Below are 20,673 nucleotides of genomic sequence, written 5' to 3'. Positions count from 1 at the left end.
GTTTGACGGCCGTGGAGGTGGGCTCAGCTGTCCGGGGAGCGCAGGACGCGCAGGTGGCCGCGGCGGGCGACCTCCATGGGGTCCGCCGTACGGCCTCCGCCGCCCGCCTCGGCCGCGCGCTCCTGGGGGCGGGCCGCCTCGCGCACGGCGTTCGCGAGCGCTTCCAGGTCGTCTCCGCTGGGCCGCGCGGGGGCGGAACCGTCGAGGAGGCGGACGACCTCCCAGCCGCGGGGGGCGGTGAGGCGTTCGGAGTGCTCGGCGCACAGGTCGTAGCAGTGCGGCTCGGCGTAGGTGGCGAGCGGGCCGAGGACCGCGGTCGAGTCGGCGTAGACGTACGTCAGCGTCGCGACGGCGGGTCGGCCGCAGGCGGTGCGCGAACAGCGACGTACAGGGCTCACGACGTTGGACGGTACCGCACTCTTGAGCGGGCCGCGACGACTCTCCACCAGGTCACTCCACCGTGTCGTGCTGTGAAACGCCCCACACACCCCTTCGGGGAGGCCCTGTTGACCTGCGCGGACGGGTTCTCGGCCGGTTTTGGGCGCGGCTCGATACGGTCATGAGTCAGTACAAACACCGTCAATTGCCTTGAGTTCGGCGGTCTTGGAGGGTTACGGAAACGAGCCAGACGTTGGCCGGAATGGTCAACCTGCGACATGGGAGCGGCGAGGGCCGATCGGAGCCGAACGGGGCCGATCGGCGGCGGGCTGATCGGCGGCGCCGCCGTCGGCCGAGAGGGGGCCGTGGGCGGGCGGGGAGCGAGCCCGTGGCTGGCAGGGAGCGGCGCCGTGGCGGGGCGTGGACGGGGAGCGTGGTCGGGGGGCTGATGGGGGCTGGTCGTGGGGGGCTGGTCGGCGGTGGGTGGCCGGGGGTGCTGGTCGAGGGTGGCCGGTCGGTGGCGTGAGGGGGGTGGGTTGCCGTGTGGGGTCGGGCGGGGAGGGCGTGCGGGGACTACCCTTCCCCAGTGATGGACAACCGTGTACCGCCCCGTGCCGCCGGCCCCGGGCCCCGTCGCCGTGATCGTCACGGCAGGGGCATGCGGGGGCCGATCGCACCGCCGCAGGTGCCGCTGGCGGCCAGCCGTGCCGATGTGTTCGCGGACCTGGTGCAGGACTCCGTGGAGCGTCTCGAGCGGCGGTGGCCGCAGCTTGCCGACATCGACTTCCTGGTGCTGGAGGTGCCCCGGCTGGAGGGGCGGGGTGAGCAGGTGTGGAGCGACGAGGCCGTGCCGTTGGGCGGGGTCGTTCCCGCGCGGGACGGGCGGCAGGCGCGGGTGGTCGTGTACCGGCGGCCGGTGGAGATCCGCACCAAGGGGCGGGACGAGCGGGCCGCGCTGGTGCACGAGGTGGTCGTGGAGCAGGTGGCCGAGTTGCTCGGGCTGACTCCGGAGACGGTGGACCCGCGGTACGGGGAGGATTAGGGCGGGCCGACGGGGTACGGCGTTGGGGCCCTGTGCTGTGGCTGGACGACGGGACGTCTCGCCTCCCCGCGCCTGCGGGTGCCGCCCCAGCGGCACGGCTGCCCGCAGCGGCGGCGGCACCCGCACCCGCACCCCGACGGCGCTACGAAACCCCGCCCCTCACTTCTGCAGCACCGACAGGTCCTCCGTCGTCTCCGGTACCGCCACCATGCCGCGGTCGTTCGGGAGGGTTTGGATGGTGAAGCCGGGGACTCCGGACTCCGTGGCGGTAAGGGTGCGGGAGGCGTAGACCGGGCCGCCGGAGGCGGTTTCGACGGTGAGGGCGTAGGTACCGTTGAGGCCGGAGGGGACGGGGACCGGAACGTCCTCGGTGGTGCCGGACTTGATCGTGTACGTCTTCGTCGTCGCCGTCCCGCCCTCGCTGCCCGCCGAGGCGGTCACCTTGACCGTCGCCGTGGCGGTGGGTGCGGTCAGGGCCAGGGTCGTGCCCTTGGCGCTGTTGTCGGCCGAGGTCGCGCGCGTGCCGACGGGGGCGGTGGCGGGGATGTACGCCGTCTCTAGCTTGTCGCCCTTGCCGCGGACGACCCGGAGGGCTGCCACGACCGGGACCGAGTGGTCCGTGGGGGTCAGCACCAGGGAGCCCGCCTCGCCGCGGGTCACCGCGCCGAGGTCGGCCGTGGTCGTCACGCCCGACTTCACGTGCAGGGTCTCGTTGCCCGCCGGGGTGATCAGGCCGCCCGGTGAGGCCAGGCGGACCTTCAGGTCGGCGTCGTCGCCGCCGGGGGTGAAGACGATCAGGCGGACGTCGGTGGCGTCCTTCGGGATGCCGGGCAGGACCAGGCTGCCGGCCGGGTCGGCGGCCGCGGCCAGCCAGTCGCCGCCCGCCTTGTCGTCGAGAGCCTGCACCGTCGCGCCGACCCGGCCGCTGCGCACGCTGACGTGCACGGTCAGGTCGGCCTGCTGTGTGTCGGTGAGTGTGGACAGCAGGACCGGCTTGCTCGCGTGCGGCGGGACGGTGAGGTTCTCGCCGAGCGTCGACTTGATCGCGCCGTCCTTGCCGTACAGCTCGATGTCGACGACCGCGGCGGAGTCGTCGGGGTTGGTCAGGTGGACGTAGTCGGTGCGGCCGGTGGCCGTGCTGGCGCCCGGGAACCAGAAGTCGGTGTCCGCGGCGGTGCAGTTGACGCCCTGCAGGCCGCGGCCGGTGCCGGCGGCGACCTCGGTGGTCTCCTGGACGGTCCAGCCGGGCGCGTACTTCCCGTCGGCGGTGCCGATGAGTGCGGGCGCGTCGGCGCCGGAGGTGTCGCCGGTGACCGGGGTGCCCGGCGCCTTCGGGGTGAGCACCGGTTGGCCCGCCGTCTTCTTCCCGCTCTTGGACCCCTTCGAGCCCTTGCCCGTACCGGGGTTGCCCGTGCCGGGGTTGCCCGTGCCGTCCGCCGAGTCCTCGCCGGCTGCCTGGAGTTGGGCCTTGCCGTCGGTCGCCGTGCCCTGGGTGACGGGGGTGAACGACGTGTACGACGTGCTGGCGATGTCCGAGATGCTCGGCGCCGGGCACAGCAGGCTCGTGCGCTGGACCGGCAGGTTCGCGGCCGCCTTGGGGGCGGAGGCACCGGACGCGGACGGTCCGGCGAACGCGGCGAACGCGGTGACGGCGGCCAGCGCGCTGCCTGCGGCGATCAGGGACAGGGTGGTGCGGTTCACTGCTGGCTCCCGTCGGGGCGCTCGCTGCCGGTGCCGTGGGGGTGCTGGGCCTGGTCGTAGCCCTGCTGGGCGGGGTCGTACGCCGGGCCGTAGCCCTGCTGGTAGGCCGTCGGGTCGTAGGGCATCTGGTCGGCCGTACCGCCGTAGGCGTACGGGTCGTACTGGCCCTGGCCCTGGCCCGTCCGGTACGGGTCGGCGGCCGGGTAACCCTGCTGGTCGTAGCCGGAGTGCGGGTACTGGCCGCCGTTCTGGTACTGGCCGGTTCCGTAGCCCGCGTATCCGGCGTACGAACCCTGGTCCCACTCCTCGTAGGACTGCTGGTGGGGTACGGCGGCCGGGGGCTCCTCCGGCAGCGGCGGTGCTGCCGGCTGCTCCTCGCCGGCCTGCTCCTCCGTGGCCTGTTCCTCGGTGGCCTGTTCCTCGGCCTGGGCGCGCAGCCGGCGGGCGCGGCGGCCCTCGCCCTCGATGGCCTGGGCGGGCAGCGGCTCCTCCTCGGGCAGGTCGTCGTCGACGTCGCGGCGGCGGCCGGGCAGGGCGAGGACGACCAGGACGACGGCGAGCGCGCCCTGGACCCACAGCCAGGCGGTGTGGGTGACCGGATCGCTGTAGGTGACGTCCAGCCTGCCGCCGTCGGCGGGCAGTTGGAAGCCCTGGGCCCAGCCGTCGAGCGTGGTGCGGGTGAGCGGACGGCCGTCCAGGGTGGCCGTCCAGCCGTCGGAGGCGGTGTCGGCGAGGCGCAGGACGCGGCCGGCCGGGCCGGCGGGGACGGTGGTGTGGATCTCCACCGGGCCGGCGGAGACCGGCCGGCCGGTGCCCGAGCCGCCGGCGGGGACGATCGTGGCGCGGGAGACCTCCTGGTCGACACGCCACAGGGCGCTGCCGTTCTGCTGGCTGAGCCGGGTCAGGCCGGGGGTGGTGTCGAGGACGCGGGTGATGTCGCGGGGCGCGCCCTTGTGGACGAGGACGTAGCGCACGGCGAAGCCGCCGAGTTCGTCGGCCTGGTCGGCGCCGGAGCCGGCGACGAGGTTGGCGACGACCTTGTCCAGCCGGGTGTTCTGGCCGTCGGCGGCGCTGATCTCGGCGTCGCCCATGCGGGCGCCGGAGCCGCGGACCAGGGTGTAGCGCACGCGCGCGGTGGAGTCGCTGTCCAGGATCAGGGTGCGGGCCCGGTCGCCGGTGGTGGAGTCCTCGGCGACGAACGCGGGCACCTGGGTCGGGTCGCGGCGCTCCAGCGGGCCGGCGGCGCCGCGGATCATCCAGCCGGCGGCGACGAGCAGCGGGCCCGCGGCGCAGGCGAAGGCGATCAGGGCGGCCACGGGCTGGCGCCAGCCGAAGCTCTGCTCGGCCACACGCGCGCGTGCGCCGTCGGCGCCGAGGGCGGCGGCGGCCAGCAGGGCGATGCCGTAGACGAGGGTGGCCGGTCCGGCCCAGGCGGACCTGTTGGACAGGGCGGCGAAGACGAGGCCGGCCAGGGCGACCGCCCAGGCGGTGCGGATGGCCGACTGCCGCTCGGAGCGCAGGAGTGCGGCGAGGGCGGCGAGGACGATGCCGATGAGCATCAGGCCGTGCACGGTGCCGGGGCCGCCGGGGCTGGCGCCGAGCAGGTCGAGCGCGGAGGCGGCCGAGGTGCCGTAGGCCAGTCCTGCTTCCTTGAAGAAGCCGGTCGGGAGCAGGGTCAGCGACCAGGGGGCGAGGACCAGCAGCGGGGTGCCGAGCTGGGCGAGGAAGCGCAGGAGGTGCGCGACGAGGTCGCCGCGGCGCAGCACGAGCACGCCGATGCCGAGGAGCAGCGCGATGGGCCAGACGATCGGCGTAAAGGCGGTGGTGATGGTCAGCAGCAGCGCGTACGCCCAGGTGGCGCGCCAACTGCCGCGTGCTCCGGAGCGGTTGGCGAGGCCGCCGGCGGCGATGCCGGCACGCGCGATGAGCGGCAGCAGCACGGCGAGCACGGCGGTGCCGATGCGGCCGCCGGCCAGGGCGCCCGTGGTGGCGGGCAGGAACGCGTAGGCGATGGCGGCCCAGGCGCGCAGCAGCCGGGAGGTGACGAGCGGCCGGGAGGCGAAGTAGGCGGTGAATCCGGCGAGCGGTACCGAGGCCACCATCAGGACCGTCATCGCGAGTCCGGTGGAGCCGAACAGGATCGTGGCGAGGGTGGCGACGATCGCGAGGTAGGGCGGGCCTGCCGGGGTGCCGCCCGCGCCGACCGGGTGCCAGGAGTCGGCGAAGCGGGACCACAGGTCGCCGGCGCCTGCCGGGGCGGGCAGCAGGGCGCCGCCCCCGAGCGCGCCGCCGCCGAGCAGGGCGCGGCAGGCGGCCAGGGAGATGAGCAGCAGGACGAGGAAGAGCACGGGGCCGGGTTTGCGGGCGATCCGCCTGAGCCGGGCGAACTGCTCGACCTCCAGGAAGTCGGCGTCGTCGCCGCCGGGCCCGGACTCCACGGCGCCGCCGTGCCGGCCGGCCCGGAGGGAGTCGTCGGAGCTGCTGGTGAAGTTGGCGGCGAGCTGTTCCACGGTGGCCCGGACGGTGGCGCCGGGCGGCGGGAAGAGCCGGCGCAGTTCGCCCTTGTCGATCTGCGAGGGCCCGCGGCGGCGCCGCGCGGCGAAGATCCGGCCCGGGCGCAGCAGGGTGGCGAGCAGGCCGCGGATCTCGTCGACGGCCTGGCCGGGCACCTTGCCGACCAGGTAGGCGACGGTCCGCAGGAGCGTGCCGAAAACGAGCCGCAGGAACGCCCAGGGCAGCGCGGCGCCGCGGGTGTTGACGAGCAGGGTGTAGACGGCGCCGGCCTTGTCGACCTTGTGCGGGGAGGCGGCGGTGCGGCCCACGCAGTCGACGGTGCGGCGCTCGCGGGAGGCGGCCTCGGCGTGCCGTACGACCGCGTCGGGGGCGATCAGGACGCGGTGGCCCGCGGTGTGGGCGCGCCAGCACAGGTCGACGTCGTCGCGCATCAGGGGCAGCCTGCGGTCGAAGCCGCCGAGCTGTTCGAAGACGTCGCGGCGGATGAGCATGCCGGCGCTGGAGACGGACAGCACGGTGCGCACGTGGTCGTGCTGGCCCTGGTCCTGTTCGCGGCGGTCCAGGCCGGTCCAGCGGCGGCCGGAGTTGGCGATGGAGACGCCTACCTCCAGCAGTTGCCGGCGGTCGTACCAGCCGCGCAGCTTGGGGCCGACGACCGCCACGTCGTCGCGGCCCAGTTCGAGTTCGTTGTCGACGACGCGCAGCAGTTCGGCGAGGGCGTCGGGGTCGGGCGCGCAGTCGTCGTGCAGCAGCCAGAGCCACTGGACGGGCTCGCCGTGCGGCAGTTCGGGCATGTCGTAGGCGTCGTCGCGCCACGTGCGGGTGACCGGGTCCCAGCCGCTGGGGCGCTTGAGGTACGGCAGCTCTTCCGGGGTGAGGACCGGGGCGGTGCGGCTCGCTTCCTCGACGGCCTGGCCGAAGCCGGTGCGGCGGGCCAGGTGCAGGACGTTGGCATCGCCGAGGGCGTCGGTGAGCAGCCGGGCGGAGTCGTCCGCGCTGCCGGTGTCGGCCGCGACCGCGTACTGCACGGGTCGCTCCTGGCCGAGCAGCCCGGCGAGGGCGTCGGGCAGCCAGCGGGCGCCGTCGTGGGCGACGAGGACCGCGGTCACCACGTGACGCGGGAACTCGGGTGGGCGGGACGGGTCAAACGCCGCGGCGGCATCCGGGTCTTGGACTGCCGTATGACTGTGCACGGACATCGAGGTACGGGCCCCGGTTCGATGGACTGCGGTGGACGCCCGCGCCCTCTCGGGAGCCGAGGGGACAGCGGGGCGTCTCGGACGAGCGACCACACTATCGGCTGACCATGACGTCGGCCCGCCGCCTGTGGATAACCCACCGGCAACGGGCCGTTCGTGACGTTTTGGTGTGGATTTGTGCGCGTCCGTGCGGTCAGACGGCCGCCTTCTTCAGCCGGCGGCGCTCCCGCTCGGACAGGCCGCCCCAGATGCCGAAGCGCTCGTCGTTGGCGAGGGCGTACTCGAGGCACTCGGAGCGGACCTCACAGGCGAGGCAGACCTTCTTCGCCTCTCTGGTGGAGCCGCCCTTCTCGGGGAAGAAGGACTCGGGGTCGGTCTGGGCGCACAGCGCGCGCTCCTGCCAGCCGAGTTCCTCGTCCGCGTCGTCGACCAGCAGTTGCTGCACCAGCTCGGTCATGTGCGCCCCTCGTCTGTCTTTCGCGTCCCCGTGTGCGTTGCCGTTACCGATTTCGGCTGAACGACACGAGTGAAATTACAAGTGTGCTGCTCCGGGCGAGTCAAGCCGAGATCTGCTATTGGGCCCGTTATTCACTCTGCGGAACCAAGCCCGTGCGGAAAGTGTTCAAATCGCCTTAAACCGTGACACGCAGACGAGGCCCGGAGGGGCACCCGGAACCCGTACGGACATCTATACGGAGAAGGACGCCCTGGCGTTCGATCGCGTTCCGCGCGGCTTGAGCGCCGGATGTGCCCCATGTGTCCCGACACCCCGATGAACAAACCTTTCACCTCCGAGATGAACCGGATGAGGTGAAACCTGTCCCACATGCCGGGCGCCGAGTTGACACTGCGGGTGTGAACCGATGTCCTAGTGGGCATGCTCGCGCACTTGGCACTCACCTCGACCCGCACCGCCGGGTCCCTCGGTGCTGCCCGGTCCCGCTGTAGCTGTTGTCGCTGTTCCGGCTGTTGAGCCCACCCTGCTCCAGCTGTGGGCCGCGTCCCCCGGGACCCGGTTCTCCCGTTCTCCGTTCCCTCCGGCCGTCTCCCACCGAGGAACCAGCGCACCACCATGAACAGTGACAACGACCTCCAGATCGCCGGCGACATCCTCGAAGTCCCGCACCTGCTCCAGCCGCCGCGCGAGCACCCGGCCACCGTTGCCGAGTTCGTGGGTCTCGCCCGCCGGATCGCCGCCGACCGCTCCCAGTGGGAACACCTCGTGCGGTACGACGCGACGAGCCGCTGGTACCACCGGCTGCGCACCGGCCCCGGCTACGAGGTGTGGCTGCTGTCCTGGGTGCCGGGGCAGGGCAGCGGGCCGCACGACCACGGCCGCTCCTCCGGTGTCCTGACCGTCCTGGCGGGCACGCTCACCGAGCGCACCGAACGCGCCACGCGCGCGTTGACGGCTGGAGCACAGCGGGTGTTCGCGCCCGGGTACGTCCACGAGGTCGTCAACGACACCCTGGAGCCGGCGGTCAGCCTGCACGTGTACCACCCGGGCCTGACCCAGATGCCGATGCACACCTCCCCGCACTGCGAGGCTCGTCCGGTGACTGCCTGACGCGTTGTCGTACCCGCCTGCAACACTGGGCCCCATGCGCATTGTGGTTCTGGCAGGCGGCATCGGCGGTGCCCGGTTCCTGCGCGGTCTGAAGCGGGCCGTGCCGGACGCGGACGTCACGGTGATCGGCAACACCGGCGACGACATCCACCTCTTCGGGCTGAAGGTCTGCCCGGACCTCGACACGGTGATGTACACGCTGGGCGGCGGCATCAACGAGGAGCAGGGCTGGGGGCGGTCCGACGAGACCTTCCACCTCAAGGAGGAACTGGCGGCCTACGGGGTCGGACCGAACTGGTTCGGCCTCGGCGACCGGGACTTCGCCACGCACATCGTGCGCACGCAGATGCTCGGCGCGGGTTATCCGCTCAGCGCCGTCACCGAGGCGCTGTGCGACCGCTGGAAGCCGGGCGTGAGGCTGATCCCGATGACCGACGACCGCGTCGAGACCCATGTGGCCGTCGAGGTGGACGGCGAGCGCAAGGCGGTCCATTTCCAGGAGTACTGGGTACGGCTGCGGGCCTCCGTCCCCGCCGAGGCCGTGCTCCCGGTCGGCGCCGAGCAGGCCAAGCCGGCGCCCGGCGTGCTGGAGGCCCTCGCCCAGGCGGACGTCATCCTCTTCCCGCCGTCCAACCCGGTCGTGTCCATCGGCACCATCCTCGCCGTGCCCGGAATCCGGGAGGCGATCGCGGACGCGGGCGTACCCGTGATCGGCCTGTCCCCCATCGTCGGGGACGCCCCGGTGCGCGGCATGGCCGACAAGGTGCTCGCCGCGGTCGGCGTGGAGTCCACGGCCGCCGCGGTGGCCGAGCACTACGGCTCCGGTCTGCTGGACGGCTGGCTGGTCGACACCGTGGACGCGGCCGCGGTCGAGCGGGTCGAGGCGGACGGCATCCGCTGCCGGGCCGTACCGCTGATGATGACCGACGTCGACGCGGCCGCGCAGATGGCGCGAGAGGCGCTGGCGCTGGCCGAGGAGGTGCGGGAAGCGTGAGCGAGGAGCGCCCGGAGTGCCGCCCGGAGTACACGGTCCGGGCCCTGTCGGGCATCCCCGAGGTGCAGCCGGGCGACGACCTCACCAAGCTGATCGCCGCGGCCGAGCCGGGCCTGGCCGACGGGGATGTGCTGCTCGTCACCTCCAAGATCGTCTCCAAGGCGGAGGGCCGCGTCGTCGAGGCGGCCGACCGGGAGGCGGCCATCGACGCCGAGACGGTCCGGGTGGTGGCCCGGCGCGGCACCCTCAGGATCGTGGAGAACCGGCAGGGCCTGGTCATGGCCGCCGCCGGGGTCGACGCCTCCAACACCCCCGCCGGCACGGTGCTGTTGCTGCCGGAGGACCCGGACGCGTCCGCGCGCGCGATCCGCGACGGCCTGCGCGCCGCCCTCGGCGTCGACGTCGGCGTGGTCATCACCGACACCTTCGGGCGCCCCTGGCGTTCGGGGCTCACGGACGTGGCGATCGGCGCCGCCGGGGTGCGCGTGCTGGACGACCTGCGCGGTGGCACGGACGCGTACGGCAATCCGCTCAGCGCCACGATCGTGGCCACCGCGGACGAACTGGCCGCCGCCGGCGACCTGGTCAAGGGCAAGGCGGCGGGCCGGCCGGTCGCGGTGGTGCGCGGCCTGCCGCACGTGCTGGCCCCCGAGGACGGCGAGGGCGCGCGGGCTCTGGTGCGGACCGCGCGGGACGACATGTTCCGGCTCGGCACGTCCGAGGCGGTCCGCGAGGCGGTGACCCAGCGGCGTACGGTCCGGGCGTTCACCGACGAGCCCGTGGACCCCGGCGCGGTACGGCGCGCGGTGGCGGCGGCGGTGACCGCACCGGCCCCGCACCACACCACCCCCTGGCGGTTCGTCCTGCTGGAGTCGGCCCGGTCCCGGACCCGGCTGCTGGACGCGATGCGGGACGCCTGGATCGCCGACCTGCGCCGGGACGGCAAGAGCGAGGAGTCGATCGCGAAGCGGGTGCGCCGCGGTGACGTCCTGCGTCACGCGCCGTATCTGATCGTCCCCTGTCTCGTCATGGACGGCTCCCATCACTACGGAGACGCGCGGCGGGACGGCGCCGAGCGGGAGATGTTCGTCGTCGCGATGGGCGCGGGCGTGCAGAACCTGCTGGTCGCGCTCGCCGGGGAGCGGCTGGGCTCGGCGTGGGTGTCGTCCACGATGTTCTGCCCTGACGTGGTGCGCGGGGTGCTCGACCTGCCCGCGGACTGGGAGCCGATGGGCGCGGTGGCGGTCGGGCATCCGGCCGAGGAGCCGAGACCGCGACCGGAGCGGGACGCGGGGGCCTTCATAGAGGTGCGCTGAGTTCGGCGTACGCGGCCGTAGCCGGCGTACGACCGCCTAGTCTCGAAGGACGGCACAGGCTCCCTTGGGCCTCACAGCACCTCACAGGACCTCACGTGGCAGGACGTTTCGCTCAGCGCCCCACGCGTACGACCGTGCGCGGCGGCCATGCCGGCGTGCCGGCGGGCGGCGCTGCCGGGATACCGCGGCAGGCTTCGGCTCCGGCGCGGGTACGGCGGTGGGTGCCGGACGGGCCGCTCGATCTCGGGCTGGTGCTCGGACCGTTGCGGCGCGGGCCCGCCGACCCCACGTTCCGGGCCACCGCGGACGGTTCCGTGTGGCGGGCCGGCCGTACGCCCGCCGGGCCGGGCACGCTGCGGGTACGGGCGTACGGCGGTGAGGTGCTCGGAGAGGCGTGGGGGCCGGGCGCGGAGTGGCTGCTGGACCGGCTGCCCGAGTGGCTCGGCGCGGCCGACGAGCCGGAGGCGTTCGTGCCCCGGCACCGGGTCGTGGCCCTGGCGCGGCATCGGCGGCCGGGGCTGCGGCTGACGCGGACCGGGCTGGTGCTGGAGTCCTTGATCCCGTCGGTGCTGGAGCAGAAGGTCACGACGGATGAGGCGTACCGGGCGTGGCGGTTGCTCGTGCGGAAGTTCGGGGAGCGCGCACCGGGACCGGCGGGGGCTGGGGAACGGCCGATGTTCGTGATGCCGGCGCCGCGGACGTGGGCGTTGATTCCCTCCTGGGAGTGGCATCGGGCCGGGGTCGACGACAAGCGGGCGTCGACGATTCTGCGGGCCGTACGGGTCGCCGCGCGGCTGGAGCAGGCTGTGGGGATGCCGGCGGCCGAGGCTCAGGCGCGGTTGGAGGTCGTGCCGGGGATCGGGCCGTGGACGTCGGCGGAGGTGGTGCAGCGCAGTCATGGCGCGGCGGATGCGGTGACTGTCGGGGATCTGCATCTGCCGGGGATCGTGGGGTGGGCGCTGGCGGGGGACCGGCATGCCGACGATGCGGTGATGCTGCGCTTGCTGGAACCGTATGCCGGGCAGCGGCACCGGGCGGTCCGGTTGATCCTGCTGAGCGGGAACGTGCCCGCGCGCAGGGCGCCGAAGATGCCCCGGATGGACATCGGGTTGCTGTGAGGCGCCCTGTGCTGGGGGACGCGGGGGTGGGGGGTGAGTTCGCTTGCCCGCGCTCGCGCAATCGCGAGCAACCACGACGCGCCCGCAGGCGAAGCACCCGCGGAACCGCCCCCGGCACATGAGGCCCCGGGGGCGCAGCCCACATGCGTGGCGGCGTCCCCGGGGGCCCTGGTTACTGGTCGGAGGAGAAGCGCACCGCGCCCGCCGGGATGCGGGCGTCGCACCACACGCGTACTCCCTCGCGGAGTTCGTTGTCGGCGCCGATGACCGCGCCGTCGCCGACGACCGCGCCGGTGAGGACCGTGCGTTCGCCCACGCGGGCCCTGGTGCCGATGAGGGAGTCGGTGATGACGGCGCCCGGTTCGATGACGGCCCCGGGGAGGATCGTGGAGCCGGAGACCCGCGCGCCCTCGGCCACGAACGCGCCCTCGCCGACAACCGTGCCGCCGGTCAGCTTGGCGTCCGGCGCCACCGTCGCCGTGGGAAGGATCAGGCGGTCGCCGCAGCGGCCGGGGACCGCCGGGGACGGGGCGCGGCCCAGGACCAGGTCGGCCGAGCCGCGGACGAACGCCGCCGGGGTGCCGAGGTCCAGCCAGTACGTGGAGTCGACCATGCCCTGGAGATGGGCGCCGGCCGAGAGGAGGTCGGGGAAGGTCTCGCGCTCCACGGACACCGGGCGGCCCAGCGGGATCGTGTCGATGACCGAGCGGCGGAAGACGTACGCCCCCGCGTTGATCTGGTCGGTGACGATCTCCTCCGGCGTCTGCGGCTTCTCCAGGAAGGCGAGGACGCGGCCGGTCTCGTCCGTGGGGACCAGGCCGTAGGCCCGCGGATCCGTCACCTTCGTCAGGTGCAGGGAGACGTCCGCGCCGGTCGACTGGTGGGTGTCGACCAGGGCCCTGATGTCCAGACCCGTCAGAATGTCGCCGTTGAAGATCAGCACCGGGTCGTCGGGGCCGGAGTGCAGACGCGAGGCGACGTTGCGGATGGCGCCGCCCGTGCCGAGCGGCTCCTCCTCCGTCACGTACTCGATGCGCAGGCCCAGGGAGGAGCCGTCGCCGAAGTACGGCTCGAAGACCTCCGCCAGATAGCTGGTGGCGAGGACGATGTGGTCCACGCCGGCCGCCTTGGCGCGCGCCAGCTGGTGCGTGAGGAACGGCACCCCGGCGGCGGGGACCATGGGCTTGGGCGTGTGCACCGTGAGCGGACGCAGCCGGGTGCCTTTGCCGCCGACCAGGAGGATCGCTTCTGTCACCTGTCGTCTCTGCTTCCTGCCGGGATCGGCCGACCTACTCGTTTCACTCGTTTCGGCCGGTCAGTGTATGCAGACCGTAGCGGCGGCTCCCTTGACAACCACCCGGTTTCCCACGAGATCGGTGAGAGAACGGTGTGAGAGCGGCGAGCCGACGATGACGGCGCCGAGCACGCACCCCCGGCCGGCTCAGCGCCCCTGGTAGCGCGCCGCGCTGGAACGGGCCGTACCGAGCTTGGCGTAAAGCCGTTTGCCGGGGCACTCGGTGGCGAATCCGTCCCGATGGCCGGAGATCACGTGCAGTCGTACCTTCTTACCCTTGGCGTAGAGGTTGCCACCACCCGACGTGAGATATGTCCTGCCGCGCGGATCGGCTCCGTAGAGTCCGAGCTTCCACGCGATGAGCCGGGCGACGGCCGTCACCGCGGCGCCGGACGGCTTCGCCGTGCCGTACGAGCCGATCACGGCGATGCCCATGCTGTTGTTGTTGAAGCCGAGGGTGTGCGCGCCGAGGACCGCCTTCGCCACGCCACCGGCCCGGCCCTCGTAGATGGTTCCGCACTTGTCGACGAGGAAGTTGTAGCCGATGTCCCGCCAGCCCATGCTCGCGACGTGGTAGCGGTAGATACTGCGGATGACGGAGGGGGCCTGCGAGCAGCTGTACTTGTTGCCGGAGGCCGTGTGGTGCACGAAGGCCGCCTTGAGCTTCTTCGTGTAGACGAACCCGCTCTGGCGCAGGGACTCGTCCGCGCCCCAGCCGCGGCGGGTGACGATCCGCGGGCGCGGCCCGATGTACGGCCTGGCCCGCACCGGACCTTCCAGGCGGGCGAGTTCCCGCTCGGTGGCCCGCTTGCCCAGCGCCGGGATCTCCAGGACGCCGAAGCGGGCGATGTCCGTGTTGGCGGCGGAGGCCGCGCGTGCCGCCTCCGAGCGCGGACCGGTACGGGGCGCCTGGGCCGGCGCGTCCCCGGGCGCCGCCTCCGCACCGGGGTCGACGAGTTCCAGGCGCAGGCCGGAGGGCAACGGGGGCTCCGGGCGCTGGGGTTCGGCCGTACCCCCGTCCCACGCCTCCCCGCCGGCGGCGCGCACCCGGAGGTCCACGCCGTCGGATTCGCCCACCCACAGCGGTGCGGTCGCCCCGCGCACCCGCCGCGCGTCGCGTTCCGCCGTACCCGGGTCGGCGCCGTGGTCGGCGTTGTGCGTCTCGACGTCCTGCCAGCCGGACCACTTCCCCGTCCGCGCCGACCGGGTCCGCACCTGGACCCGGCCGTGCAGTTCGGCGTCCGGGTCGTCCCAGACGACCCCGACCAGCGAGAAGTGCTCGCCGTCGGACCGGTACAGGCCCTGTTCCGGGGCGGTGCCGAGGACCCGCTCGCGGGACAGGGGGACGAGGGGCAGCGAGCGCGTGCTGCCCGGCACACCGGCCGCGGGCGGCCGTACGGGTGCGGCGGCCGCGGACGGCCGTGCGGGTGCGGCGGCCGCGGACGGCCGTGCGGGTGCGGCGGCCGCGGGCAGGGCCAGCAGCGGAAACGCGAGGGCCGCGGCGCAGGTGACGCCGATCGAGGAGACGGCGATCGAGGGGGCGCCGTTGGACGAAGTCAGGAATCCACGCATAGCCATGATCTTGGGCATAGTCATACAAATCTGTCCATCTATGAACTGACGGACCGTCGGAAACCGTTCCGCCGAACCGGTGGCCCCACCGCACGCTGCGCGCGCCCGCCCGCGCGTACCCTTTCCCGGGTGAACGCCACCGATCGCACCCCTGCCGACCTGCTGGCTTCCGCGCTCGCCGCGGACCCCGGCCGCCCGCTGGTGACCTTCTACGACGACGCCACGGGCGAACGCGTCGAACTGTCCGTGGCCACCTTCGCCAATTGGGTGGCCAAGACCGCGAACCTCCTTCAGGGCGACCTGTCCGCCGGTCCCGGTGACCGGGTCGCGCTGCTGCTGCCCGCGCACTGGCAGACGGCGGTGTGGCTGCTGGCCTGCTCCGCGGTGGGGGCGGTGGCAGACGTCGGCGGGGATCCGGCCGCGGCGGACGTCGTCGTCAGCGGGCCGGACTCGCTGGCCGCGGCGCGGGCGTGCCGGGGTGAGCGGGTGGCGCTGGCGCTACGGCCGCTCGGCGGACGGTTTCCGCAGGCCCCGGAGGGGTTCGTCGACTACGCGGTGGAAGTGCCCGGTCAGGGGGACCGGTTCGCGCCGTTCGCTCCGGTGGACCCCGACGAGCCCGCGCTGATCGTCGCCGGGCGGGAGTTCAGCGGGGCGGAGGTCGTTCAGCGGGCCCTGGCCGAGGCGCCCTCGCTGGATCTGACGGGGCCCGGATCGAGGCTGTTGTCCGGGCTGTCGTACGACACCTGGGAAGGGGTCGGCGCGGGGTTGTACGCGCCGCTGGTCACCGGCGGGTCCGTGGTGCTGTGCCGGCATCTGGACCGGCTGGACGAGGAGGCTCTCGCCAAGCGGATCGAGAGCGAGCGGGTGACCGCGGTGCGCCGCTGAGCGGCACCGCCGTCCCCCGAGTGGAGTAGCACAGGGCGCTTCCCCCGCCCTCCCCCGCCATGGTCGTAAGAGCAGGACGTGACGCTCGTACGCCATGAGGGGGTGCCCCGACCGTGCCTGACACCGCAGGCAAGGCCCTCGGTCCCGGCCCCGGTCCCGGGGCCTCCGCCACCGGCACAGGGCTCGTACGGCGGCGTCGGCGGCGATGGCTGCGAGCGACGGCGCTCGGTGCCGCCGTCCTCGTCGCGGCGGCCGCCGGGACCGGCTGGGCCCTCTACGCCAAGCTCAGCGCGAACATCACGGCGGACGACGCGGCCGCCCGCGAACTGGCCCGGTACGAGCGGGAGCGGCCCACCGAACTGGTGCGGGGCGCGCAGAACATCCTGCTGATCGGGTCGGACACGCGGGCCGGGGAGGGGAACTCCGCGTACGGGCCGGATCTGGGCAGCGAGCGGTCGGACACCACGATCCTGCTGCATCTGGCCGCCGACCGGCGCAGCGCCACCGCCGTGTCGCTGCCGAGGGATCTGATGGTGGACATCCCCGGCTGCCGGCAACCGGACGGCAGCCGCAGCGAGCCGGTGTTCGCGATGTTCAACCACTCCTTCCAGCTGGGCGGTTCGGCGTGCACGATCCGGACCGTGGAGAAGCTGACGGACATTCGGATCGACCATCACGTGGTCGTGGACTTCAGCGGGTTCAAGAAGATGGTGAACGCCGTCGACGGGGTGCAGGTCTGCCTGAAGGAGCCCATCGACGACAAGGCGGCCCTGCTGAAGCTGCCCGCCGGCAGGGTCACGCTCAACGGGGAGCAGGCGCTCGGGTTCGTGCGGGCCCGCAAGTCGCTCGGCGACGGCAGCGACACCGAACGGATGGAACGCCAGCAGCGGTTCCTCGGCGCGCTCGTCGACAAGATGCAGAGCGGCGATGTGCTGCTGAACCCGGTGAAGCTGTATCCGGTGCTGGACGCGGCGACCTCCTCGCTGACCACGGACCCGGAACTGGCCAGTCTGCGTGGCTTGTACCAGTTGGTGCGCGGGCTGCGCCAGATCCCCACCGAACGGGTGCAGTTCCTGACGGTGCCGAGGGAGTCGTACGTCTACGACGCCAATCGTGACCAACTCGTGGAGCCGGAAGCCGAGAAGCTGTTCGCCCGGCTGCGCGCCGACCAGCCCGTGGCGGTGACCCGGGAGACACCGCAGCAGGCCCCGGAAACCGGGGCGGAGACGGGCGGGGGGACGGGCGGAACGGACGGCGAGGGCGAGCCGCCCGCCGGCCCGTCCCCCACACCGACATTCCGCGGGAACACCGCCGCCGAACACACCTGCCAGTGATGCGCACATCAAGACGCCGAACTTCCGTCCGGGAAATGAGGCGGATTGCCCAGTTGTAGGCACGGGGAATTTGTCACCGGCGTCGCTTGACGCTGAACTGGGCGGATAGTGTGAGCGATCCGGTGCACCCGGCCGCGAGATCCGTCCTGGGGCCGTGCACTGTTTCACCGAGACCCGAGCGTCTTTGAGGGGGAAGGCGCCGCGTGGCCCCGACGGAGGATTCGGACAACCGTGGACGCGCAAGGCCGTGGGCGGGCGGACAACATCGATCCCGCAGACCAGTGGGTGCTCAATCCGAACACCGGCGAATACGAACTGCGACTGGGCCCTTCCGCAGAGCAGTCGTCGGTTCCCGGACCCCGCAGACCCGCCTCCCGGGCGGGCTCCGGTGCGCCGCGCCGCCGTGACGACTCGGCGCCCGGCGCGACGCGTGAGCCGCGCCAGGGGCGCGGGGACGCCGTACCGCCGCCGCGGTCGGGCCGGCGCCGGGGCGGCGAGCCGGAGACCCCGCAGGGGCGCAGGGCCGCCCGGCGGCCGGTGAAGAAGAAGTCGAAGGCGAAGAAGGTGCTGGCGTGGACCGCCGGCGGCACGGCCTTCGTGCTGGTCGCCATCGGCACCGCCGGCTATCTCTACCTCAAGCACCTCGAGGGCAACGTCACCACGACGGACGTCGGCAGCGCGGCCAAGAACGGCTTCAGCAAGGACGACGCCTTCAACATCCTGATCATCGGCACCGACAAACGCACCGGGAAGGGCAACACGGGCTACGGCGACAAGGGCAGCGTCGGGCACGCCGACACCAACATCCTGCTGCACGTCTCCAAGGACCGGACGAACGCGACCGCGCTCAGCATTCCGCGCGACCTCATCGTCAACGTGCCGGACTGCCCGACCAAGGAGGCCGACGGCACCGAGAAGGTCATCCCCGCTACGGAGAACGTCCGCTTCAACACCAGCCTCGGACAGGACGGGCGGGACCCCGGCTGCACCATGCGCACCGTCAAGGAGGTCACCGGCATCCAGCCGGACCACTTCATGATGGTGGACTTCAACGCGGTCAAGACGCTGACGACGGCCGTCGGCGGCGTGGACGTCTGTCTCGCGCACGCGGTGAACGACAAGGAGTCGCATCTCAACCTGCCCGCCGGCAAGCACAAGATCGAGGGCGAGCAGGCGCTGGCCTTCGTCCGCACCCGGCACAGCTGGGGCAACCAGGGCGATCTGGACCGCATCAAGGTCCAGCAGCAGTTCATGGCCTCGCTGATGCGGAAGATGTCCTCCAGCGACACGCTCACCAACCCGAGCAAGCTGATCGACCTCGCCGAGGCCGCCACCAAGGCGCTGACCGTCGACAAGGGCATCGGCTCCGTGGGCACGCTCAAGGACATCGCGCTGGAGCTGAAGAAGGTGCCGACGAAGAACATCACCTTCGTCACGGTGCCGGTGAAGGACAACCCGGCGGACGGTGTCGTCCACAAGACGGTGATCGTCGACCCGGCGGTCGCCCCGCAGGTGTTCGACGCGATCAACAACGACGTCTCCTTCACCGAGGTGAAGAAGAAGCAGAAGGCGGAGAAGGACGCGGAGGCCGCACGCCTGAAGGGCAGCAGGTCCGCGCCCTCCGACGTGCGGGTGCGGATCCTCAACGGCGGTGCCGTGGGCGGCAGCGCGCAGCAGACCCTGGACTGGCTGCAGAACCAGCAGGGCGTGCTCAAGTCGGAGAACGCGGGCAACGCGCCCGCGGAGCTGGACAAGACCACGCTGGAGTACGCGCCCGGCCAGGCGGCGCAGGCCCGCGAGCTGGCTCAGCTGATGGGGCTGCCCGGTTCCGCGCTCAAGCCCGGCAAGAGCGTGATCAACTCCCAGGGACTGCCGGCGATGACGCTGACCCTGGGCAAGGACTTCAAGGGCGCGGGTGTCTCGCTCACCGCTCCGAAGAAGGCTCCGGACGTGGACAAGTCCACGGCGGACAAGGTGAAGTGCGCGTCGTAGGTAACCCAACGGGCCCGTCGTGCGTCTAACCGGACGCGGGACGGGCCCGTTGTAACGCGCAAAGGGTGGGGAGGGCAGGAAGTTTGGCGCAGAGCGATGTGCGAGGGCAGGACCCTGCGGTCGACGACACGATGTCGCTCGCACCGCAGGACCGGGACACACCGGAGCGGTCCAGCCGGCACGGCGGGGGGCAGCGCAGAGGGGGTTCCACGGCCGAGCGGCCACGGCGCAGACGGCGCGCCCTGCGCTGGTCCGCGACCGTGCTGGCGGTGGTCATACTCGGTACGGCGGGAGCCGGTTACCTGTACTACCAGCACCTGAACGCGAACATCCGGAAGGGCGCGCGCAGCAGCGGCGACGGCAAGGCGCAGAAGACCGCACCGAACGCCGCCGGCCAGACGCCGCTGAACATCCTGCTGATCGGCTCGGACAGCCGTAACTCGGCCGAGAACCTGAAGCTCGGCGGCAGCAAGGCCAGCGTCGGCGGCCCCCCGAACGGGGACGTGCAGATGCTCATCCACCTCTCAGCGGACCGCAAGAGCGCCGCCATGGTGAGCATCCCCCGGGACACCCGTGTCGACATCCCCCCGTGCAAGGACCCCGACACCGGCAAGTCGTACCCGGCGACGAACGACATCATCAACACCACCCTGGGCCGTGGCGGGGCCGGCTGCACACTGTCCACCTGGGAGAACCTCACCGGGGTCTACATCGACCACTGGATGACGATCGACTTCTCCGGTGTGGTGCGGATGGCGGACGCCATCGGCGGGGTCGACGTCTGTGTGAAGCAGAACGTGTGGGACCACCCGACCCCTGCCCAGCCCGGCGGCTCCTGGCTGAAGATGACGGCCGGCACGCACAAGGTCCAGGGCGTGCAGGCACTGCAGTGGCTGCGCACCCGGCACGCCTGGGGCAGCGATCCCTTGCGGGCCCGCGCCCAGCACATGTACCTGAACTCGATGATGCGTACGCTGCGGCAGCAGAACGTCTTCACCGACACCGGGCGCCTGATGAACCTGGCCGAGGCCGCCACCAAGTCCCTGAAGGTGTCCGAGGAGATCGGCACGGTCAAGAAACTGTACGACCTGGGCATGGAGATGAAGTCGGTGCCGTCCGACCGCATCACGTCGGTGACGATGCCCAACCTCCCCGATCCGCAGGACCCCCGCAACCACGTCGTGCCGGACAAGGCGAACGCCGACAAGCTGTGGCAGATGCTCCGCGACGACGTGCCGCTGGACAAGAACGGCGACAAGAACGGCTCCGGTACGAAGCAGGTCTCGAGCAGGCCCGCCCCGGCCAAGACGCCCTCCACGGATCCGAGTCGGCTCGGGGTGCTGGTGCAGAACGGCACGCAGACCTCGACCGAGGCCGCCGTGCAGCACCGGGCTTCGGCGGTCAGCGACGTCCTCGTACAGGCGGGCTACGCCAGGGCGGCGGCCGACACCTCGGGCACGCGGTCGGTGGACAAGACGATCGTGCAGTACCCGAGCACGGATCTGCAGGGCGACGCCGAGGCCGTGGCCAAGGCGCTGGGGATCCCGGCGAGTTCGGTGACGCGCTCGACCGACGTGTCCGGCGTCACGGTCGTCGTCGGCGCGGACTGGCGCACCGGGACGTCGTATCCCAAGGAGTCGAAGCCGAAGGCCGGGGACATCCCGGACGGCACCGACGCCGTCAACGGCTCGGACACGTCGAAGTGCATGGACGTGTACAAGCCCTATCAGTGGTGACCGGTGCCGGGGCCCCGGCGACGGGGCCCCG

The 20,673-nt window shown here is 72.6% G+C and carries 15 protein-coding genes; 9 read left to right on the top strand and 6 right to left on the bottom strand.

Annotated features, from left to right (window positions below; genetic code table 11):
* Positions 1 to 23: 23 nt before the first annotated feature.
* Positions 24 to 446 carry a DUF3499 domain-containing protein gene (locus ABT288_RS05595; RefSeq protein ID WP_351603068.1) on the bottom strand — a complete coding sequence of 141 codons (423 nt, stop codon included), beginning with the start codon at positions 444 to 446 and terminating at the stop codon, positions 24 to 26.
* Positions 447 to 1,036: 590 nt separating this feature from the next.
* Between ABT288_RS05595 and ABT288_RS05590 the strand changes: the two genes are divergently transcribed.
* Positions 1,037 to 1,420, top strand: a complete 384-nt coding sequence (locus ABT288_RS05590; RefSeq protein WP_351603066.1) for a metallopeptidase family protein — start codon at positions 1,037 to 1,039, stop codon at positions 1,418 to 1,420.
* Between the two features lie 159 nt (positions 1,421 to 1,579).
* On the opposite strand, the gene ABT288_RS05585 is transcribed toward ABT288_RS05590, so the two are convergent.
* The 3 genes from ABT288_RS05585 to ABT288_RS05575 all read right to left on the bottom strand — a co-directional run bounded on the left by ABT288_RS05585 (position 1,580) and on the right by ABT288_RS05575 (position 7,291).
* Positions 1,580 to 3,121, bottom strand: coding sequence for a DUF5719 family protein (locus ABT288_RS05585; protein WP_351603064.1), 1,542 nt, complete (start codon positions 3,119 to 3,121; stop codon positions 1,580 to 1,582).
* Entirely contained in the window at positions 3,118 to 6,834 is a 3,717-nt protein-coding gene (locus tag ABT288_RS05580; protein WP_351603062.1) for a glycosyltransferase, read from the bottom strand. The genes ABT288_RS05585 and ABT288_RS05580 overlap by 4 nt, the downstream gene beginning before the upstream one ends.
* 193 nt (positions 6,835 to 7,027) lie before the next feature.
* Positions 7,028 to 7,291 (bottom strand): WhiB family transcriptional regulator, encoded by a 264-nt coding sequence (locus ABT288_RS05575; protein ID WP_003975777.1) that lies wholly within the window; start codon positions 7,289 to 7,291, stop codon positions 7,028 to 7,030.
* A 615-nt stretch (positions 7,292 to 7,906) separates the two neighbouring features.
* Between ABT288_RS05575 and ABT288_RS05570 the strand changes: the two genes are divergently transcribed.
* The 4 genes from ABT288_RS05570 (at position 7,907) to ABT288_RS05555 (ending at position 11,829) form a co-directional block, all read left to right on the top strand.
* On the top strand, positions 7,907 to 8,401 hold the full coding sequence (locus ABT288_RS05570) for a cysteine dioxygenase (RefSeq protein ID WP_351603060.1): 495 nt from the start codon (positions 7,907 to 7,909) through the stop codon (positions 8,399 to 8,401).
* A 34-nt stretch (positions 8,402 to 8,435) separates the two neighbouring features.
* Entirely contained in the window at positions 8,436 to 9,395 is a 960-nt protein-coding gene (cofD, locus tag ABT288_RS05565; RefSeq protein WP_351603058.1) for a 2-phospho-L-lactate transferase, read from the top strand.
* Complete coding sequence (locus ABT288_RS05560) at positions 9,392 to 10,711, top strand: coenzyme F420-0:L-glutamate ligase (protein WP_351603056.1); 1,320 nt, start codon at positions 9,392 to 9,394, stop codon at positions 10,709 to 10,711. Before cofD ends, ABT288_RS05560 begins: the two co-directional genes overlap by 4 nt.
* Before the next feature lie 95 nt (positions 10,712 to 10,806).
* Positions 10,807 to 11,829 (top strand): DNA-3-methyladenine glycosylase family protein, encoded by a 1,023-nt coding sequence (locus tag ABT288_RS05555; protein ID WP_351603054.1) that lies wholly within the window; start codon positions 10,807 to 10,809, stop codon positions 11,827 to 11,829.
* A gap of 172 nt (positions 11,830 to 12,001) precedes the next feature.
* On the opposite strand, the gene manB is transcribed toward ABT288_RS05555, so the two are convergent.
* Together manB and ABT288_RS05545 are read right to left on the bottom strand one after the other, a co-directional pair.
* Positions 12,002 to 13,084 (bottom strand): mannose-1-phosphate guanylyltransferase, encoded by a 1,083-nt coding sequence (manB, locus tag ABT288_RS05550; protein ID WP_351603052.1) that lies wholly within the window; start codon positions 13,082 to 13,084, stop codon positions 12,002 to 12,004.
* Between the two features lie 186 nt (positions 13,085 to 13,270).
* On the bottom strand, positions 13,271 to 14,695 hold the full coding sequence (locus ABT288_RS05545; RefSeq protein WP_502972727.1) for a peptidoglycan recognition protein family protein: 1,425 nt from the start codon (positions 14,693 to 14,695) through the stop codon (positions 13,271 to 13,273).
* Positions 14,696 to 14,824: 129 nt separating this feature from the next.
* Here ABT288_RS05545 and ABT288_RS05540 point away from each other — a divergent pair, with 129 nt between their 5' ends.
* From ABT288_RS05540 to ABT288_RS05525, 4 genes are all read left to right on the top strand, one after another.
* A complete protein-coding gene (locus ABT288_RS05540) occupies positions 14,825 to 15,580 on the top strand; it encodes a TIGR03089 family protein (RefSeq protein ID WP_351603048.1) in 756 nt (251 codons plus the stop codon).
* Between the two features lie 113 nt (positions 15,581 to 15,693).
* Positions 15,694 to 16,914: an LCP family protein gene (locus tag ABT288_RS05535; RefSeq protein WP_351603046.1), complete on the top strand. Its 1,221-nt coding sequence runs from the start codon at positions 15,694 to 15,696 to the stop codon at positions 16,912 to 16,914.
* 231 nt (positions 16,915 to 17,145) lie between these two features.
* On the top strand, positions 17,146 to 18,906 hold the full coding sequence (locus tag ABT288_RS05530) for an LCP family protein (protein WP_351603044.1): 1,761 nt from the start codon (positions 17,146 to 17,148) through the stop codon (positions 18,904 to 18,906).
* 131 nt (positions 18,907 to 19,037) lie between these two features.
* Positions 19,038 to 20,642 (top strand): LCP family protein, encoded by a 1,605-nt coding sequence (locus ABT288_RS05525; protein WP_351603098.1) that lies wholly within the window; start codon positions 19,038 to 19,040, stop codon positions 20,640 to 20,642.
* Positions 20,643 to 20,673: the final 31 nt, after the last annotated feature.

The organism is Streptomyces sp. NPDC001093 (assembly GCF_040298985.1).
Taxonomy (GTDB): domain Bacteria; phylum Actinomycetota; class Actinomycetes; order Streptomycetales; family Streptomycetaceae; genus Streptomyces.
The sequence above is the reverse complement of the archived record's forward strand: the minus strand, read 5'-3'. Positions and strand labels throughout refer to the sequence as shown.

Bases quoted from the DNA above. Each gene is read 5' to 3' on its own strand.
- ABT288_RS05590 (WP_351603066.1), top strand. From the start codon at position 1,037: ATGCGGGGGCCGATCGCACCGCCGCAGGTGCCGCTGGCGGCCAGCCGT.
- ABT288_RS05580 (WP_351603062.1), bottom strand. From the start codon at position 6,834: ATGTCCGTGCACAGTCATACGGCAGTCCAAGACCCGGATGCCGCCGCG.
- ABT288_RS05575 (WP_003975777.1), bottom strand. From the start codon at position 7,291: ATGACCGAGCTGGTGCAGCAACTGCTGGTCGACGACGCGGACGAGGAA.
- ABT288_RS05570 (WP_351603060.1), top strand. From the start codon at position 7,907: ATGAACAGTGACAACGACCTCCAGATCGCCGGCGACATCCTCGAAGTC.
- cofD (WP_351603058.1), top strand. From the start codon at position 8,436: ATGCGCATTGTGGTTCTGGCAGGCGGCATCGGCGGTGCCCGGTTCCTG.
- ABT288_RS05545 (WP_502972727.1), bottom strand. From the start codon at position 14,695: ATGCGTGGATTCCTGACTTCGTCCAACGGCGCCCCCTCGATCGCCGTC.
- ABT288_RS05525 (WP_351603098.1), top strand. From the start codon at position 19,038: ATGTCGCTCGCACCGCAGGACCGGGACACACCGGAGCGGTCCAGCCGG.